We start from the raw sequence: 13,388 nt of genomic DNA on the forward strand, positions 1-13,388 counted from the left end.
GCTTAGTTTACATAGTTTTCAGTTAAAGTCATGAATTGTTCCACATCTTTTAGGACTTGATCAATGCCGGCTTGCCAGAAATCAGGTTTTGTTAAGTCAACATTTAAATGTTTTTTCGCTAATTCTTCGCTTGTCATCGAAGCAGTGTCTCTTAATAACGCAATGTATTGGTCTTCAAAAGAGCTGCCTTGTTGATTGGCATACGCATAGATACCCATGCTGAATAGATAGCCAAAAGTATATGGGAAATTATAGAAAGGCACATCATCAATAAAGAAGTGCAATTTGCTCGCCCAGAAATGAGGATGATAACTGCCAAGACTATCTTTGTAGCTTTCTTTTTGCGCCGCTAACATTAATTCAGTAATATCTTCTTCCGCTACTAAACCTTTTTGGCGCACTTGATAAAAATTATTTTCAAAGATAAAACGCGCATGAATGTTCATAAACATGGCAATGGCATTTTGCATTTTTGTGTCTAAAAGGTTAATCTTTTCAACATCTGATTTGGCCTCTTTTAAGGTGGCGTCAGCAACAATCAATTCTGCAAAGGTACTAGCTGTTTCTGCTACGTTCATGGCATACTCTCGATTCAATGAAGGTAAATCCCACATCACGCTACTATGGAAAGCGTGACCTAATTCATGGGCTAAAGTAGCTACTTCGTTGATTGAATTGCCAAAGGTCATGAAAATCCGCGACTCTTGTGTTTCAGGTAATTCTGTACAATACCCCCCAGGACGTTTGCCTGGACGATCTTCAGCTTCAATCCAACTTTTTTCAAAAGCCATTTGGGCAAAATCGGCCATTTTCGGACTGAATTTACGGAAATTTTCTAAAATAAAGGCAGCGGCTTGATCAAAGGAATACGTTTTTTCTTCTAAATCACCTAAAATAATTGGTGCATCTTGGTCTTGCCAATCCATTTTTTCTTTGCCGAATAATTGCGCTTTGCGCGTTAGAAAGTCGACGAATGGTTGTTTATTTTTTTGGATGGTTTCCCACATAACCGTTAATGTTTCTTGACTCATTCGATTATAGTTTAAGGGATTTTCTAAATAATCTGTAGTGCCATGCAATTTGTAATCAGATAAACGGAACCCATCCAAGTGATTTAGGGTGTCTGCCAAAATTGAAGCTTTGCCACTCCAAGCTTTCTCCCAGGCTGTAAACAAACGTTGACGAACCTTTTTATCAGGATCTCCCATCATGCGGTTAAAGGCTTGGCCTGCAGATAGTTCTGTCACAGAGCCATCTTTTTCTTCAAAAGGAATCACAATGGAAGCAACAATCGTATCGTAATGTGTACTCCAAGCATTTAAACCATCTAGAGAAAGCGTATTGATGATATTTTCTTCTTGTTCGGAAAGCAGTTTTTTTCCATCACGGCGTAATTCATTTAAGCGAAAAGCCATTGTTTTGAACGGTTCTTCGGCTAACAGGGCTTGCCAATGTTCTGCTGAAATCTCGGTGATTTTTTTAGTAAAAATGGTTTCAGCTAATTGAATCGCTGGCAACAGATTGTATAAATCGCCTGATAAAATTTTGGCCTTGGTATCATTAGTATTAGCAGAAATTAAAGCAGTTAAAAAACTATTACATTGTGAAAAGCCATTTGAGATTTTCCCTTGTAACGTTAAGATTTCAGCAAATTGTTCTTTGCCTTGGGCACTTTCTGGTGTCCATTCTGTGATTAATTGATGGTACTCTTTTGTCTGTTCGGTTAATTGAGTCATTCGTTGGCTAAGTTCTTTGGACTCGCTCCCATTGGGGAAAATACTGTCTAAATCCCATGTAATAGAATAGGTCATATCCAATCCTTCTTTCATTTTTTTCTTTTCAGTATATCATAAGACCTAAGAGAAGTTGTTTCTTTTTCCCTCGAAACCGACTATAATAAAAAAGAATTTTCCGTGGCAGGCACGGGGCAACTTGAAACCAAGAAAAGAGGATTATATGAAAAATTATTTGAAAGATAGTAATTTATATTTAGTCATTGCGTTTGTTATTATGGCCATTTTATTTTTCAGTTCATCACAGACGTATGAACAGCAATCACAAGTTGGGCTTTTAGATAAACTTCTGAGCAGTCATCCTTTTGAAGAACAATTAAAAAATATTTCTTTTCAATATGCTGGCAGTGAAGTGAGCATTCAAGCTAGTGGTTATAGTAAATTTGTTGAATTTTTTATTCGTAAGGGAGCCCATTTTGGTACGTATTTTCTATTAGGTGGTAGTTGGTTTATTGGATTAGTGCCAAGAATCAAAGGTCTGTTTTTAACAGCTGTTGTTTCCTGGCTAGCTGCTACTGGCTATGCAGGTTTAGATGAATTTCATCAAATGATCACAGGCGGAAGGACCCCTCTTTTTCAAGATGTTATGTTGGATGCCATGGGTGCTTTGACAGCCATCGTTATTTGTTTGGTGGTTCATGGTTTGAAGAAAAATAAAAAAAGAAGACGCTAATTTAGAAGAGCTTCGTTTATTCGTCAGAACGGTGGGTAAGCGAGGGTCTTTTTTTGGTAGCGCTTGTTCCTAACTGAAAAGAAGAGTAGAATAAAGGAGAATAGTAACGAAAAGTCAGGAGGAATCAAGGATGTCAGGACACAGCAAATGGAGCAACATTCAAGGGCGTAAAAATGCGCAAGATGCCAAACGTGGGAAAATTTTCCAAAAAGTTTCAAGGGAAATCTATATGGCGGCAAAAGCAGGTGGCCCTGACCCCGCAATGAATCCTGCTTTACGTTTAGCAGTCGATAAAGCTAAGTCAGCCAATATGCCCAATGATAATATTGCGCGCGCCATAAAAAAAGCCAGTAGTGCTGGTGAAGGGGAACATTATGACGAGGTAACTTATGAAGGATACGGGCCAGGTGGCGTGGCAGTTTTAGTTCATGCACTAACAGATAACCGCAACCGAACGGCCACCAATGTTCGCGTCGCGTTTACTCGAAATGGTGGCTCTTTAGGTGAAACGGGTTCGGTGAATTATATGTTTGATCGTAAAGGCTATATTGTCATTAAGCGAGAAGATCATGCAATTGAGGAAGACGACATGCTAGAAGTCGTTTTGGAAGCAGGCGGCGAGGATTTAGAAACATCACCAGAAGTATTTGAAATTTACACAGCACCAGAAGATTTTACAGCGGTTCGCGATGCTTTAGAACAAGCAGGTTATTCATTAGCACAAGCTGAATTAACAATGGTTCCGCAAACCTTACTAACCTTGAACGATGAACAAAAAGCGCAATTAGAGCGCTTGGTTGACAAGTTAGAAGACGATGATGATGTGTCAGAAGTATTTACCTCTGCAGAAAATCTATAAAATAAAGGGATGCTTGGCATCCTTTTATTCATAAAATGAAAGCGGATACAGAATGGAGGGCATTTTGAAAAAGAGAATTTGTTTACAAGCAATCAGGGAAGAAGCGGAAGCCTATTATCGTAACGGTGATTTTTATTGCTCGGAAGCGATTGTGGCGACCATTCGGCAACACTTCGATGCGGAGATTCCCATTGAAGCTGTGGCCATGGCTTCTGGGTTTCCTGTAGGTGTTGGAGGAGCGAAGTGTATTTGTGGTGCTCTTTCAGGCGGGGTTATGTGTCTGGGCTACTTTTTTGGTCGGACAGAAGCCAAAGGAGAACAAGTAAATAAAACGATGGCTTTAGCCAACGAATTGCATCAAAGTTTTCGACAAAAGCATCGAGTGGTTTGCTGCAGTATTTTGACAAATAAAATGACGATGGGTTCACCTGAGCATATGGAACAATGCATTGGCTTTACTGGAGAAATCGCTGAAACAACCGCAAAAATTATTGCACGAGAACTTGCTTATGAATTAGTCTAGTAAAAAATGAGAGAGGAGCAACCAGATTCATTCACCTGAATCTGGTTGCTCCTCTCTCATTTAATACGTAATCAATTAACCAAGTACTTTTTCATAAGCTTCCACTTGAGATAAGACACGTTGGAGCTGTAATTCATTTTCAATATAGTTGATTGAATTACCTAAATCTTCTTGGCGGTTTGTTTCTAAACGATCGACTTCTTTTTTTGCTTCGTTCAATAAGTGTAGAACTTCTTCCTTAGATAACATGTACTCACCTCCTTGCGCAGTTCATCTACTATTAGTGTACTCCTTTTTTTCAAAAAAGGGCAATAATAGGATATTAAAAAACAAAAATAGCGGTCCTAACTGCTATTTTTGTTTACTCATGGCGTTGTTGTGCTAAAATCGCTTCGATTCGTTCTCTTTGATCTGCCAAAAAGTGAGGCAAATAAAGGGAGATTTCATCAAAGTTTGAGCTTTGATTTTCATAGGCTTCGGCATCTAGCAGGCCTTTTTGTGTGGCTACTTCAAATAACAAGTGGTTCGGTTCTCTAAAATACAATGATTTGAAAAATTCACGGTCTTTAATCCCTGAGTTTGTAAAATTCTTTTCATCCAACAGGCTGTCAACTTGCGTTAATTCTTGCGTATCTTCCACCCCAAAGGCGACGTGATGAACGCCACCAATCCCTTCAATGGCAAGCGGATTGGTACGGTCATCAATGATATGCACCTCTTGATAAAACTGTGGATGATGATTTTCCAGAACGGTTACTTCATGCGCAGTTTCAAAAAAAGGTACTGTTTCTTTTTCATGCCAATGTAAATAATCCACTAAAGGTTGTCTGGTAGCTGCGGCATATTGGACGCGTAATTGAATTGCATCAATGCCTAAAATTGCATGTTCTACTGGAATTTCAGCATGTTCAGCTGGAAAATAATCTTCCGCATTTTCAAATTTACGTAACGGAACAAGCGCCATTTGCGTATTATCGGGCGCTTCAAAACGCAAAATTGGGTGTTGGTTAAATGTTTCCACACCATAGTGGCAGATACCCGCTTGCTCAAGACGTTCTGCCCAAAAATCCAAAGAGGCGCGCGTTGGTACTTTTAAAATAGTTCGTTCAATTGTATTTGTCCCAAATGATTGATCTTGGCCATCATTCAATTCAAAAAAAGTTAATTCGGTACCTGTTCGTTGCTCATTATCTGAGAAAAATAAGTGATACATGGTGTGGTCATCTTGGTTGATCGTTTTCATTAGTAATTTTAATCCCAGTGTATTATGATAGAAGTCAAATGTAGGCTTTATCAATCGATTTAAAATAGAGATGTGATGAATTTGTGCATACATAGTAAAATTCCTTTCTTGGAGGTTTATTAAATGAAACAATTTTTTCAAAAAGGGTCGAAACCTAATCAATTAGTTGTCGCTTTCCATGGTACTGGTGGCAATGAATATCAATTATTAACGACCATCGCAACCCTTTATCCAGAAGCGAGTGTTCTAAGTTACTTAGGAACAGAAGGTGTAGGCGAACAGCGACGCTTTTTTGCGCCATTAGTCAATGGAGCATTACCTCGTGCTAACTTTGATGAGCGAGTGACGGCGTTTCTAGAAGAAGTTTGGCAACCGCAAAAGTTATACGATGAAGTTATTTTTATAGGGTACTCTAACGGTGCCAATTTTATTTTAGGCCTGTTAGAAAAGAACCCGACTATTGCTAACACTGTTATTTTACTGCATCCAAGCAATTTAGGCTATCAATATGTATCTGGTGAGTTTGCGACAAAAGTGATTGTCACAACAGGGGCTCAGGATGAGTTGAGTATTCCGGGACAAGTTCTTTCTTTAGCTAACCAATTAAAGAAACATTTTCCAGTTGACTTTTTGCTCGTTGATGGCGGTCATGGCTTATCAGAAGAAGAAGTAACGAAAATAAAAGAAGTTCTTTAAAAAACAAGCTGCAACCTTTGCTGATAAGTGGTTGCAGCTTGTTTTTTTCATGTGTGTTTAAATGATTTAGTTCTTTTTATTAATGAAAGCTTCCGCAAGTGCAAAGTCTCCTGCGTAAGGTTCATCTACGCCTTTTACTTTTTGATAAAGGTCGGCGCCTTTACCAGCTAAGACAATCGCATCATCAGCCGTTGTGCTTAAAGATAATGCGTGAGCAATTGCTTCGCCACGATCTAAAATGGTGTAAACAGGCATTTCTTTGGTAATATGGGCTTGAATTTCTTGGCAAATTTTTGCTGGATCTTCACTGGCTGGGTCATCGGTTGTTAGGACTGCAACATCAGCCAATTCAGAAAGAACCCTACCAAAGTCTTTGCGGCGAGAAATCGCTTTGTCTCCCGTACTACCGACAAGAACAATTAAGCGGCCGTCAGGATGTTCTTCACGGACAAAGGTTAAAAGATTCTTCAAACTGTCATAGTTATGAGCGTAATCAACATAGACGGTTGCACCGTTGGTATTCGTTAAAGATTCCATCCGGCCAGGGACGGTGGTTGCTGCGATCCCTTGTTGACACTCTTCTTTTGAAGCTCCCACAAGGACACTAGCAATCGCCGCACTTAACGCATTACCTTTGTTAAAATCACCACCTAAACGAAGGTGATAAGAGCCAGCCAATCCTAACGCATCTGCAGGACTTTCAACGATAAAACGTAAGGAATCCTCTGAAGAAACAGCGAATGAATAGTCAACTTCTGAAGCTGGCTGACTGCCATAGACAATGGCAGGGACTTTTTGCTGTTGTGCGGTTTCTTTAAGTAATGGAAAATAATCAGCTTCGTGATTCAACACAATGACTTTAGAATGTGTAATCAATTGACGTTTGCAATAAAAGTAATCGTCAAAGGTTGGATGTTCAATTGGACTGATATGGTCGGGGGTAATGTTTAAAAAAATGCCGACATCAAAAAATAACTTGTAGACACGATTAGTTTTGTAGGCTTGGGAAGAAACTTCCATAATAAAATGAGTCATCCCGTTAGCAACAGCGGTTGCCATCATTCGATACAAGTCCAAAGATTCGGGTGTAGTCAAGGCAGATTTAAAGAATGTTTTGCCATCTAATGTCGAATTCATGGTAGAAAGCAAGGCTGTTTTTTGTTGTGTAGCAACATCTAAAATATATTTGGTGAAATAAGCCGCTGTTGTTTTACCTTTGGTTCCAGTAAAGCCAATCAGTTTTAATTTATTTTGTGGATAATCATAAAAAGCCATGCTTAACACAGCCATTGCTTTTTTAATGTTAGTCACGATAATTCCTAGTTGTGCTGGAACCTCATAAGGCACCTCAGAAACATAGATTTCTAGGCCGTCTTTTACAGCATTTTCTAAATAGATTTCTTTAAAGTTTAATCCTTTACAAAAAAAGAGTGTTTCTGCTGTTACGTCTCTCGAATCGTAAGAAAGAGCCGTTACTTCTCGTTGACCTAACGTGTCGGAAAGAGTCAAGTGCCAGCCTTCTGGTGAAATAAATTCTTTTAATAAATCTTCTTTTTCTAAGCAATCGCGAATTGCGAATAATGAAATCGTCACTTTTTTTGCCTCCAAACGTTTCAACGAAATTTCAAAACTGATGTCATTATAGCATTATTTTTCTTTTAAAAAAACCATCTCGTTAGCGTGAGAAAATCCATGAGAAATGTTAAAATAGGATAATTCTTCGAGAAAGTCGTTGCATATCCCAAGATGAACAATTAAAATAAAGAAAGCATACTCAAAGAATATTGGAGGACAAAATGATCAATCAACCAAATTCAGTTGATCAACCAATCCTGACGAACCAAGAAAAAATGGTCAAAGGCTCAGCTTGGATGACAGCTAGTAATATTATCTCCCGCATGTTAGGGGCGATTTACATCATCCCCTGGTACGCTTGGATGGGCGAGCACGGAAACGAAGCGAACAGTTTGTTTTCAATGGGGTATACGATTTATGCCTTATTTCTAATGATCTCTACCGCCGGAATTCCAGGTGCGATTGCCAAGCAGACCTCGCATTATAATTCATTGAACGAATATAAAATTAGTCGACAGCTCTTTTATCGTGCCTTACAACTAATGGGTGGCTTAGGTGTGGTTTTTGCTATTGTGATGTATTTGGCATCTCCGGCATTAGCAGCTTTGTCTGGCGGAGGACCTGAATTAGTTCCAACGATGCGTTCATTAAGTTTAGCCGTTTTAGTTTTCCCAAGCATGAGTGTCATTCGCGGTTATTTCCAAGGAAATCAAGAAATGATGCCCTTTGCTTTATCACAAATTGTTGAACAAGTAGCACGAGTTTTTTACATGTTATTAACTGCTTTTATTATCATGAAAGTCTTTGAAGGTAATTACGTTACAGCGGTGACCCAAGCCACTTTTGCGGCATTTATTGGGATGCTCGCAAGTTTTGCGGTTTTAGGTTATTACATGTACAAACAAAAACCATTATTTGATTATTTAGAAGAACACAGCGCCAATGAACATGAAATTGCTCCAAAAGAGTTATTGATTGAAACTTTTAAAGAGGCGATTCCTTTTATCGTAGTTGGCTCAGGGGTGACGGTCTTTAAACTTGTCGATCAGTTTACTTTCTCAAACTTTATGCGTTTGTTTACGGATTATTCAGATACCCAGTTACGAGAGCTTTTCGGTATTTTTAATGCCAATCCGGACAAATTAACCATGATTGTCGTGGCTTTAGCGACTTCGATTTCGGCTACTGGATTACCGTTAATTACAGAAGCGGTCACCTTAAAAAATCATCGTGAGTTAGCGCGTTTGATTAGTAATAATTTACAACTTTTTGTGTTTGTAATGTTGCCAGCAACGTTCGGTATGATTGTTTTAGCGCAACCACTATACACTGTTTTTTACATGCCAGATGCTTTAGGCACTTCTTTATTAGTGCAAGCTTGTTACGCTAGTTTATTCTTGGGCTTGTATATGTTAGTGTCAAATATGTTGATGGGGATGTATGAAAATCGTGACGCAATGCGTTATTTAGGAATTGGTTTAGCTGTGAAATTAATCGTGCAATTCCCCGCAATCCGTTTATTTGAAGTTTACGGTCCGTTATTAGCAACGATGATTGGCTTTACGGTTTCTTGCGTATTGATTCTAAGAAGAATTCGTCAAGTGACACGTTTTAATTACAAATTAACCTTACGGCGAACATTGTTAATGTTCTGTATTACAGTCATCATGATGATTATCGCTTTGATTTTCCGTCAGTTCTTGTATCTATTTTTAGATCCAACTAGACGTTTCCAAGCTTTCATTATCGTTGTAATTGTGGCTGCTGCAGGAGGCGCTTTTTATGGCTATTCGGTCTTGAAGATTCGCTTAGCTGATCGTTTATTAGGGAAAAATGCCGCAAAATTACGTGCAAAATTCAATATTAAATAATAGCTGATTGAACTCCTTTCAGCAGATTCTCTTAAGAGACAAGGCTTGAGACATCGATCGATTCGATTTATGTCCCAAGCTATTTTTTTAAAGGAAAGAGGAATGACGATGCGTTTAGATAAATTTTTAGCCGATGTTGGTATCGGTAGTCGTAAAGAAATCAAACAATTGTTAAAGAAAAAAGTCGTTACGGTGAATGGTGACGTCGTAAAAGAAGCCAAAACACAAGTAAATGAAGAAACAGATCAAATTGCCTTGATGGGAGAAATTCTTACGTATCAGAAATTCTTTTATTACATGTTGCATAAACCACAAGGTGTCATTTCTGCGACGGAAGATCAGCGAGATGAAACGGTAATTGACTTGTTAACTGATCAGGATTACCGTGCCGACTTGTTCCCAGTTGGTCGCTTGGATAAAGATACCGAAGGCTTGCTTCTGTTAACAAATGATGGCCAGTTAGCGCATCAATTATTATCCCCCAAAAAGCATGTGGATAAAGAATATTTAGCTGAAGTTGAGGGACTTGTGACAGCGGAAGATTGTCAACTGTTTGCGCAAGGATTTGCCTTGAAAGATGGAGAAATGGTTAAACCAAGTCGTTTAGTCATTGAGACGATCAATGAGGAAGAAGGGACTTCCGTAGTCCGTTTAGTGATTCAAGAGGGAAAATTCCATCAAGTCAAACGGATGTTAGCCACTGTAGGCAAACCTGTGACGTATTTAAAACGATTACGAATGGGCGAACTATGGTTGGATGAAACGTTAGAACTAGGGGAATATCGGCCCTTAACAGAAGCCGAATTGCAACAACTACAACCTAAACAATCATACCTTAATTAAAATAAACAAAAACCCAGCCCTTTCTGCGGAAAAGATAAAAAATTTCTCGAAAAATAGTGTCGGGTTTCTTTCTTTTTCTGCATAAAATGGTATGATTGACTATGTAGAACTTTATGAATAGGAGTGACAACAAATGACAATTGATTGGACAAAAGAAGTCGAAGCACGTAAAGACGACTTATTAGAAGATTTACAAAACTTATTACGGATCAACAGTGAACGTGATGATGCACAAGCAACACCTGAAGCGCCCTTTGGACCTGGGCCAGTTGCTGGCTTAAAACACATGTTAGCGTATGGTGAACGTGATGGCTTTACGGTGAAAAATGTCGACAATTACGCTGGACACATTGAATATGGTGAAGGCGACGAAACGTTAGGGATTTTTGGTCATATGGACGTTGTTCCTGCTGGTGATGGTTGGGAAACAGATCCTTATGAACCAGTCATTAAAGATGGCAAAATTTATGCACGTGGTGCAAGCGATGATAAAGGCCCAAGTATGGCTGCTTATTACGCAATGAAAATTATCAAAGAATTAGGCTTACCCGTGTCTAAAAAAATCCGTTTCGTAGTAGGAAGTGACGAAGAAAGCGGCTGGGGCGATATGGATTACTATTTCCAACATGAAGAAGCGCCAGACTTTGGTTTCTCACCAGATGCTGAGTTCCCAATTATCAATGGGGAAAAAGGAAATGTGACTATTCGTTTAACTTTCCGAGGCGGTAACGGCGCTGATTATAAATTAGAAAGCTTCAAATCTGGCTTACGTGAAAACATGGTTCCGGGAACAGCAGATGCTGTTGTAACGGCTGCTTCAGCAGACGAAGCGGCTTCACTAGCTGCTAGCTTTGAAACATTCATCAAACAAGAAGCAAAAATTTCAGGTAACGCAGAACTTTCAGATAAAACAGTGACTTTCCATGTAGTTGGTAAAGGGGCTCACGGTGCTAGCCCACAATCTGGAATTAACGCAGCGACTTTCTTGGCAACTTTCTTAAATGATTACAGCTTTGCAGAAGGCGCATATAGCTTTATTAATACCATTGCTGAATTTATCCATGAAGATTTTTATGGTGAAAAATTAGGCGTGGCTTTTGAAGACGAAAAAATGGGTAAATTGACAATGAACGCTGGGATTGTTAACTTTGATCCAGAAAACCCTGAAAATAGCTTAGTAACATTAAACTTCCGCTATCCAAAAGGAACTTCAGCAGAAGAATTACAAGCAAAAGTTCAAACAACAGTCGGTGAAACGGTCACTGCAACACAAGGAGATCGCAACCAAGAACCGCATTATGTACCAGTTGATGATCCATTGGTGGCAACGTTACTACAAGTTTACGAAGACCATACAGGCGAAAAAGGCCAAGAACAAATCATTGGTGGCGGTACTTATGGCCGCTTATTAAAACGTGGTGTTGCCTATGGCGCAATGTTCCCTGGCTACACAGACACAATGCACCAAGCCAACGAATTTATGGAATTAGATGACTTATTCCGAGCAGCTGCTATTTATGCAGATGCGATTTATCGTTTAGCGAAGTAAAGTAAAAAAGCTGTTTTCGATTTTCGAAAACAGCTTTTTTTTGCAATTTTTGCCTTTTAAAAACCCAAAATCAGAACCGTCAATTTACTGAAAATTTCTTGCAAATCAAAGGATCCCACGATACGATAAATAGGAGAAAAGGCAATGAGTGAAACACTTATTGTTAACTATTTAATCAAAGGACGTGTGAAGATGAACGTAGAAGAATTAGTTCAAAAAGCAAAAGATTTAATTGGAGAAGGAAACGTGGAACATGCGCAACAATTCATTGAAGAACATAAAGATGAATTAGGCGAACACTATCATAAAATTACAGCGATGTTAGCTGATACAACGACCGATGGTTTGTTTGATAAAATTAAAGGATTGTTTCAATAGTTGAAAAAAATCTGAGATAAAAGTGTTTAGCTCCAAAAACCAAGTAGGTACGATGATTTCATCTGTTCATGCTTCACAGTGAAACATTGCAACTCTCGCCGTTTAACAGTTTTTGAGCGTGGAGCAAAAATCCAAAGTGATTTTTGTCCCACGCTCTTCTTTTTTTATTTAACTTTTAACCATTGTTTTGGCAACACATACGCAATTGGATTAAAAAGATAATCCGCTCCCCATTTCACCACAGGCATATTCGTAATAGCTAAAATGAAGAGGGCTAAGAAGAAAAGTGCCAGGATTCGGAAAGTAAACCATTCTTTAAAGAGTGTGTCTAATTGCAAACCACTTTCCAACAGAATAATTAAGGGCATATGCAAGAGATAAGGGTAGAGGGTATCTTTTCCGAGGGCGCTTAAAGGTAACTTTCGTTTCGGCAATAATGCAAACCAAGAAAGAGACACCAATGCTGCAGCAACGTAAAAGAACAGCTGAATGAAACTACTATATTCAAAGGCCGGACTAATTTCAGCGTAGGAAGCCCAACCAGTTAAGAAACCCCAAAATTTCGTTGCCAATGACCATTGACTATTTACAAATAAAAAGGAGCTTAAAATTACGCCTATCGCTGCCCATTTGACTTTGCGATGATCTAAAAAGGTTTGTAGCTTTTGAATATCCATTAAGTAGCCACAATAGAAGAAAGGGAAGAAGCCCAGAGTCCGTCCTAAAGACAAGAAACCTTCCACAGGCAAATAGCCTGAGGCGCAGCCGATAACAATGATGATGGGCAACATGATTTTCGGCTGAACGCGCTGAAGAAAGATGGTAATTAAGTAGAAACTTGCTAAGGAAAGTAAGTACCAAGGAACGCCCGTTTCGTTCAGTAAATCAAAATTCATTTTATTTGCAAAGGCGAAATTAGCAAGTGTAATCAACAACTTCGCTAAGAGATAAAGCCAAACAAAGGAAAGTAAGCGTAGATATTTTCGTTGTTTAATGGCATGTTTACTAAAGAGTCCAGAGACAAAAATAAAGGCCGGCATATGGAATGAATAGATCCAAAAGTTGATCGTTTCCATGAGTCGTGAAGGAGAAGCTTCACGATCTAAAATATGCCCAAAAATCACTAAGAAAATTAAAAAAAGTTTCACGTTGTCCCATTTATAAATTCGCTTGTCGTTTTCCATAACGATCACTCCTTTTAGTAGAAAACAGTTCACTTTTGTTTAAGGCAGAAGAGGACAATTTTTCCATTCATTGAGTAGATAATTGTAGATACGAACCGGCAGCCGTTAAATGAGCCCCCACATACTTGCGCTTAAAACAAAAAATTAGGCAGGATGTTAGTCTTAAATTATACTGAAAGAGTGACGATCCTCCAAAGATTT

13 protein-coding genes are annotated in these 13,388 nt (G+C 38.8%); 8 read left to right on the forward strand and 5 right to left on the reverse strand.

The features are described from left to right. Positions 1–2: 2 nt before the first annotated feature. Positions 3–1,829 carry a M3 family oligoendopeptidase gene (locus tag IGJ37_RS02135; RefSeq protein ID WP_430598949.1) on the reverse strand — a complete coding sequence of 609 codons (1,827 nt, stop codon included), beginning with the start codon at positions 1,827–1,829 and terminating at the stop codon, positions 3–5. 127 nt (positions 1,830–1,956) lie between these two features. Here IGJ37_RS02135 and IGJ37_RS02140 point away from each other — a divergent pair, with 127 nt between their 5' ends. From IGJ37_RS02140 to IGJ37_RS02150, 3 genes are all read left to right on the forward strand, one after another. Continuing rightward, positions 1,957–2,466, forward strand: a complete 510-nt coding sequence (locus IGJ37_RS02140; RefSeq protein ID WP_002366143.1) for a VanZ family protein — start codon at positions 1,957–1,959, stop codon at positions 2,464–2,466. Positions 2,467–2,596: 130 nt separating this feature from the next. After that, positions 2,597–3,325 (forward strand): YebC/PmpR family DNA-binding transcriptional regulator, encoded by a 729-nt coding sequence (locus tag IGJ37_RS02145; protein ID WP_002361233.1) that lies wholly within the window; start codon positions 2,597–2,599, stop codon positions 3,323–3,325. A gap of 52 nt (positions 3,326–3,377) precedes the next feature. Beyond that, positions 3,378–3,848: a C-GCAxxG-C-C family protein gene (locus IGJ37_RS02150; protein WP_202567804.1), complete on the forward strand. Its 471-nt coding sequence runs from the start codon at positions 3,378–3,380 to the stop codon at positions 3,846–3,848. A gap of 75 nt (positions 3,849–3,923) precedes the next feature. Here IGJ37_RS02150 and IGJ37_RS02155 read toward each other — a convergent pair whose 3' ends face one another. Then, a complete protein-coding gene (locus IGJ37_RS02155; protein ID WP_002355495.1) occupies positions 3,924–4,097 on the reverse strand; it encodes a hypothetical protein in 174 nt (57 codons plus the stop codon). A 112-nt stretch (positions 4,098–4,209) separates the two neighbouring features. Then, a complete protein-coding gene (locus tag IGJ37_RS02160; protein WP_325814948.1) occupies positions 4,210–5,184 on the reverse strand; it encodes a ring-cleaving dioxygenase in 975 nt (324 codons plus the stop codon). Positions 5,185–5,214: 30 nt separating this feature from the next. Between IGJ37_RS02160 and IGJ37_RS02165 the strand changes: the two genes are divergently transcribed. After that, positions 5,215–5,787, forward strand: coding sequence for an alpha/beta hydrolase (locus IGJ37_RS02165; RefSeq protein ID WP_002358653.1), 573 nt, complete (start codon positions 5,215–5,217; stop codon positions 5,785–5,787). A gap of 66 nt (positions 5,788–5,853) precedes the next feature. Here IGJ37_RS02165 and IGJ37_RS02170 read toward each other — a convergent pair whose 3' ends face one another. After that, positions 5,854–7,380, reverse strand: a complete 1,527-nt coding sequence (locus tag IGJ37_RS02170) for a UDP-N-acetylmuramoyl-L-alanyl-D-glutamate--L-lysine ligase (protein ID WP_325814949.1) — start codon at positions 7,378–7,380, stop codon at positions 5,854–5,856. 203 nt (positions 7,381–7,583) lie between these two features. Between IGJ37_RS02170 and IGJ37_RS02175 the strand changes: the two genes are divergently transcribed. The 4 genes from IGJ37_RS02175 (at position 7,584) to IGJ37_RS02190 (ending at position 12,003) form a co-directional block, all read left to right on the forward strand. After that, the gene (locus IGJ37_RS02175; RefSeq protein ID WP_002364837.1) at positions 7,584–9,233 is read left to right on the forward strand and encodes a putative polysaccharide biosynthesis protein; all 1,650 of its coding nucleotides are present in this window, start codon (positions 7,584–7,586) and stop codon (positions 9,231–9,233) included. A gap of 108 nt (positions 9,234–9,341) precedes the next feature. Continuing rightward, complete coding sequence (locus IGJ37_RS02180; protein WP_002355501.1) at positions 9,342–10,076, forward strand: pseudouridine synthase; 735 nt, start codon at positions 9,342–9,344, stop codon at positions 10,074–10,076. A 133-nt stretch (positions 10,077–10,209) separates the two neighbouring features. Beyond that, on the forward strand, positions 10,210–11,625 hold the full coding sequence (pepV, locus tag IGJ37_RS02185) for a dipeptidase PepV (protein WP_002371462.1): 1,416 nt from the start codon (positions 10,210–10,212) through the stop codon (positions 11,623–11,625). A 144-nt stretch (positions 11,626–11,769) separates the two neighbouring features. Further along, entirely contained in the window at positions 11,770–12,003 is a 234-nt protein-coding gene (locus IGJ37_RS02190) for a hypothetical protein (protein WP_002355504.1), read from the forward strand. Positions 12,004–12,167: 164 nt separating this feature from the next. Here IGJ37_RS02190 and IGJ37_RS02195 read toward each other — a convergent pair whose 3' ends face one another. After that, on the reverse strand, positions 12,168–13,187 hold the full coding sequence (locus IGJ37_RS02195; protein ID WP_174084025.1) for an acyltransferase family protein: 1,020 nt from the start codon (positions 13,185–13,187) through the stop codon (positions 12,168–12,170). Positions 13,188–13,388: the final 201 nt, after the last annotated feature.

It is taken from the genome of Enterococcus sp. AZ104, assembly GCF_050546705.1.
Taxonomy (GTDB): Bacteria; Bacillota; Bacilli; order Lactobacillales; family Enterococcaceae; genus Enterococcus; species Enterococcus faecalis.

Bases quoted from the DNA above. Each gene is read 5' to 3' on its own strand.
- IGJ37_RS02180 (WP_002355501.1), top strand. From the start codon at position 9,342: ATGCGTTTAGATAAATTTTTAGCCGATGTTGGTATCGGTAGTCGTAAA.
- IGJ37_RS02160 (WP_325814948.1), bottom strand. From the start codon at position 5,184: ATGTATGCACAAATTCATCACATCTCTATTTTAAATCGATTGATAAAG.
- IGJ37_RS02175 (WP_002364837.1), top strand. From the start codon at position 7,584: ATGATCAATCAACCAAATTCAGTTGATCAACCAATCCTGACGAACCAA.
- IGJ37_RS02150 (WP_202567804.1), top strand. From the start codon at position 3,378: ATGGAGGGCATTTTGAAAAAGAGAATTTGTTTACAAGCAATCAGGGAA.
- pepV (WP_002371462.1), top strand. From the start codon at position 10,210: ATGACAATTGATTGGACAAAAGAAGTCGAAGCACGTAAAGACGACTTA.
- IGJ37_RS02145 (WP_002361233.1), top strand. From the start codon at position 2,597: ATGTCAGGACACAGCAAATGGAGCAACATTCAAGGGCGTAAAAATGCG.
- IGJ37_RS02165 (WP_002358653.1), top strand. From the start codon at position 5,215: ATGAAACAATTTTTTCAAAAAGGGTCGAAACCTAATCAATTAGTTGTC.
- IGJ37_RS02190 (WP_002355504.1), top strand. From the start codon at position 11,770: ATGAGTGAAACACTTATTGTTAACTATTTAATCAAAGGACGTGTGAAG.
- IGJ37_RS02155 (WP_002355495.1), bottom strand. From the start codon at position 4,097: ATGTTATCTAAGGAAGAAGTTCTACACTTATTGAACGAAGCAAAAAAA.
- IGJ37_RS02195 (WP_174084025.1), bottom strand. From the start codon at position 13,187: ATGGAAAACGACAAGCGAATTTATAAATGGGACAACGTGAAACTTTTT.
- IGJ37_RS02135 (WP_430598949.1), bottom strand. From the start codon at position 1,829: ATGAAAGAAGGATTGGATATGACCTATTCTATTACATGGGATTTAGAC.
- IGJ37_RS02140 (WP_002366143.1), top strand. From the start codon at position 1,957: ATGAAAAATTATTTGAAAGATAGTAATTTATATTTAGTCATTGCGTTT.